We start from the raw sequence: 1,205 nt of genomic DNA on the forward strand, positions 1-1,205 counted from the left end.
ATGATTCATGTTTATTTTTCCTATAGCTTTTTCCTTAGCTGATAGAAGCGCCACTCGTCACCTTAGCTTCCGGTTTCATCAGCACCAGCCTGCCGTCGGTATCCTCCGCCAGCAGCACCATGCCCTGCGAAACCTCACCCATTATGGGGCGGGGGGCCAGGTTTACCAGCACCATTACCTGCTGCCCTACCAGCTGCTCAGGCTCAAAATGCTGGGCTATGCCGCTCAGGATGGTACGGGTATCCAGTCCGGTATCAATCTGTAACTTCAGCAGCTTTTTGGATTTAGGCATTTTTTCTGCCGTACGCACGGTGCCTACCCTAAGATCTAGCTTAGCAAAATCATCGTACAGGATCTCGTCTTTGGCTGCTGCCAGGGCTGCCGGTTCGGCTACCGGCGCTGCGACAGAAGCCGAAGCAGGTCTTGCCGCAGATCCTGGATTTGTAGTTGTTTCCGCTTCGTTAGCGGCTTTTGTATTCTGAAGTTTCTGTATTTGTTCGTCCACAGTAGTATCTTCTATTTTTTGGAATAATAATGCGGCCGGCTGCAGCTGAGTGCCGGTAGCCAATAAGTCCGGATTGCCGGCTGCTTTCCAGCCCAACTGGGGTAGCTGCAGTATTTCCCGCAGTTTGGCCGCTGTATGGGGCAGGAAGGGCTCGGCCACAATAGTAAGGGTGGCCGCCAGCTGCAGGCTCAGGTTCAGAATGGTTTTTACCCGCTCCGGATTTTCCTTGATCAACTTCCAGGGCTCGGTATCGGCCAGGTACTTATTGCCCACCCGGGCCAGTTCCATCATGGCGGCCAGACCCTCCCGGAATTTAAAGTTCTCCAGGGCATCAGCAACCTTCTGGGGTAGTTTGCCCAGCTGATCGATCACCTCTTTTTCGGCGTCGTAGAGCTCCCCCCGCTCGGGCAGTTTCCCCTCATAATACTTATGGGTAAGCACCACGGCCCTATTGATGAAATTGCCCAGGATAGCCACCAGTTCATTGTTATTCTTGGCCTGAAAATCCTTCCAGGTAAAGTCATTGTCCTTGGTCTCCGGCGCATTGGCGGTAAGGGCATAGCGCAGCACATCCTGCTGGCCGGGAAATGCCTGCAGGTACTCATGCAGCCAAACAGCCCAGTTGCGGGAGGTGGAGATCTTGTTGCCCTCCAGATTGAGGAACTCATTGGCAGGCACATTATCGGGCAGCACATACCCC

At 53.8% G+C, this 1,205-nt stretch carries 1 protein-coding gene; it reads right to left on the minus strand.

Annotation, left to right across the window (positions count from 1 at the left end; all coding sequences use genetic code 11):
• Positions 1-34: 34 nt before the first annotated feature.
• A partial coding sequence (gene metG / locus ADICEAN_RS20705) for a methionine--tRNA ligase subunit beta (protein WP_040398705.1) occupies positions 35-1,205 on the minus strand: 1,171 nt, incomplete at its 5' end.

It is taken from the genome of Cesiribacter andamanensis AMV16 (genome assembly GCF_000348925.1).
GTDB lineage: Bacteria > Bacteroidota > Bacteroidia > Cytophagales > Cyclobacteriaceae > Cesiribacter > Cesiribacter andamanensis.